The following is a 3,158-nucleotide window of genomic DNA, read 5'->3' as shown; positions in this document are numbered from 1 at the left end:
GGCTGCGCGGGGTACTCGCCAAGCCAGTCCGGATCGGTGCCGGCGCCGTCCAGATACAGCATGTCCACCCCGCCCAGCGAGGCTGGCGCCGAGCTGCTTTCGACCAGCACCACGCTGATGTTGGCGTCGGCGATGATCCGTGCCAGGCGTTCACTGCCCTGGCGCAGGTCCAGCGGCACATACGCAGCGCCGCTGGAGAGCACCGCCAGCAGCGCCACCGGCAGTGCCAGCCCGCGCTCCATGCAGATCCCAATGCGATCGCCTGGGCCAAGGCCCGCAGCCACCAGCCGATGTGCCAGGCGGTTGGACAAGCGCCCGAGTTCCGCATAGCTGAGCGTCGCTGCACCGGCACGCACCGCGGGCGCGTCCGCACACCCACGTACCACCTGCGCGATCGCCAGCGGCAGCGGTTGCCCGCGTCCCTGCGCACGATCCGGCCCTGTGCCCAGCGTCAGCAATTCGCTGCGCTCATCCGCATCGAGCAGGGTGTATTCGCTCAGCTTCCTGCTTGGATCGGCGGCGATCTGTGCCAGCAACGACACCCAAGCGTCGGCCATTCGTCGCACTCTTTCGGACGAAAACAGCTTCGGAGCAGCCAGCCAGTCAAGCAACAGGCCATCGTCGCACTCCTCGGCGCCGATCTGCAGGTCGAACTTCGCCAGTGCGGCTTCTTGCTCCTGCACGGTGATGGACAGCCCTGGCACGTGCAGATGCACGCGCTCGTTGTTGCGCATGTTGAACTGGATCTGGAACAGCGGCGCATGCAGCAGACTGCGGACCGGATTCAGCTCCTCGACCAGCATGTCGAACGGAACCTCGGCATGGCCATAGGCTTCCAGATCGGTGCTGCGCACCCGCGCCAGCGCGGTTTCAAAATCGGGGTCGCCGGACAGATCACTGCGTAACACCAGGGTGTTGACGAAAAAGCCAATCATCGGCTCCAACGCGACGTGGCCGCGCCCGGCTACCGGCGTCCCGATCGCCAGATCGGTGCCGGCGCCGAAGCCGGCCAGCACGGCCGCCAACGAGGTATGCAGCAGCATGAACAGACTCGCGTCGTGGCGCCTGGCCAAGTCGTGCAGCGCCTGCAGAGTTGTCACCTCGAGCCGCACGGCATAGCGTTCGCTGCCTCCAGCTGCAGCCGCCGAACGTGGCGCATCCAATACCAATGAATGGGTCGGCGGCAAATCCTCCAGCTGCCCGCGCCAATACCCCAGTTGGGTTTGCAGCGCCGGACCATCCAGGCGCTGCCGTTGCCAGGTGGCATAGTCCGCATACTGGACACGCAGCGGCGGCAGGTGCGCACCGGCGTAGATCGCCATGCATTCGCGCACGAGCACTGCGTAGGACCAACCGTCGAAGGCAATGTGATGTGCGGTCAGCCACAGCAGGTGCTCGTCGTCGGAGATCACCGCCAACCGTCCCCGCAGCATGTGATCCCGGCCCAGGTCGAACGGATGCGTCGCTTCCTCGGCAGCAATCGCCAGACAACGTCCGTCACGGATGGTCGGCTCCATCCCGCGCAGATCGTCGATCGCAAAGGGCAACCCATCGCTATCAGCGATCCGCTGTACAGGTTCTCCATCAATCTCGCCATAGGTCGTGCGCAGCACTTCGTGGCGAGAGACAACCGCGCGCAGTGCCGCATGCAGGCGCTCGACATCCAGACGACCGCGCAGGCGCAGGGAGCCGCTCATGCGATAGGCGTCGCTGCCTTGCAGGCGGTCGATGAACCACAGCCGCCGCTGTGAGTACGACATCGGCAAGCGTCCATCGCGTGGCGCCGGTTCAATCGACGTCGCCTCTGGCGGTGGCAGCGCAGCCGATTCGGTGTCCTGCGCATCCAGCCAGGCGGCGACCGCCGCAGGAGTTGCGCCTTCAAAAACCACGCGCACTGGAAGAGTCCGTCCCAATCGCGCCGCGACCGCGCTGGTCATCCGCATTGCCAGCAACGAATGACCACCGAGCTCGAAGAAGTTGTCCTCGACACCGACCCGTTCGACGCCAAGCAGCTGTTGCCAGATGTCCGTGAGCGTGCGCTCGGTGTCAGTGCTCGGCTCGACATGGCCACGGGTGACCTGGGTTTCCTGGCCGCAGTCCGGTAGCCGGCGGCGATCGATCTTGCCGTTGGCGGTCAGCGGCAGCCTGTCCAGGCGCACATAGGCAGATGGCAACATATGTGCGGGCAGCCGCACCGCTAGGTGGTCATGCCAGCCAATCGCCTCGTTTTCGGCGCTGGCGACGTACGCGACCAAGCGTGCGGCGCCAGCCGCGTCGCGACCCAGCAGCACCGCGGCTGCTTCAATGCCGGGCACGGCCGCCAGTGCGGCCTCAATCTCGCCCAGCTCGACCCGATGGCCACGCAGCTTGACCTGTTCGTCAGCGCGACCGAGGTATTCCAGGCGCCCGTCATCGCGCCAGCGGCCCAGATCGCCGCTTCGGTAGAAACGCCCGCCGTGCAGTTCGACGAAGCGTTCGGCGGTTAGCTCGGGGCGACGCCAATAGCCCCGAGCCAGGGCCGCGCCGCCGATGTGGATCTGGCCGCGCACGCCAACTGGCACCGGTGCACCGAAGGCGTCCAATACACGAATCTGCACGTTGGCCAGTGGCCGGCCGATATGCGGAGCGACCACAGACTCGATCCGCGCGCAGCTGCTATCCACCGTGCATTCGGTCGGGCCATAGACGTTCAGCGCCAGCGCATCCAGCGCCGCCAACGCCCGCCATAGCCGCGGTGCGATCGCTTCGCCGCCGACCAGCCATGTCCGGGGTCCTCCCTCCTTCACGTCGGGCAAGCCATGCACCAGCAGGGCCTCCAGTTGCGCAGGAGTGGTATCGCAGACATCGATGCGTTCGTCGCGCAGGAACGCGCGCAACGCCTCTGCGTCGCGGCGGACCGCTGTCGGCACCGCCACTACGCAACGCCCGGATAGCCACTGCACGATGCCCTGCAGCGAGGCATCGAAGGACACGCCGGCATTGAGGGTGACCCTCGCCGTTGCCGGACAGGCTGGTGCGAGCCACGTCTCCAGTGCCCGCCACAGATTGACCACGCTGGCGTGCTCGACCATCACCCCCTTGGGCTGGCCGGTCGAGCCGGAGGTATAGATCACGTAGGCCAGATGCTGCGGCCGCAGCCCCGGCACCTGCGGGTTGTC

At 66.6% G+C, this 3,158-nt stretch carries 1 protein-coding gene; it reads right to left on the bottom strand.

Translation table 11 applies throughout. The features are described 5' to 3' along the window. Positions 1–3,158: condensation domain-containing protein (locus DYQ94_RS20590; RefSeq protein WP_505414920.1), on the bottom strand; the 3,158-nt coding region annotated here is incomplete at both ends.

It is taken from the genome of Xanthomonas sp. LMG 8993, from assembly GCF_009835065.2.
Lineage (GTDB): Bacteria > Pseudomonadota > Gammaproteobacteria > Xanthomonadales > Xanthomonadaceae > Xanthomonas > Xanthomonas arboricola.
The sequence above is the reverse complement of the archived record's forward strand: the minus strand, read 5'-3'. Positions and strand labels throughout refer to the sequence as shown.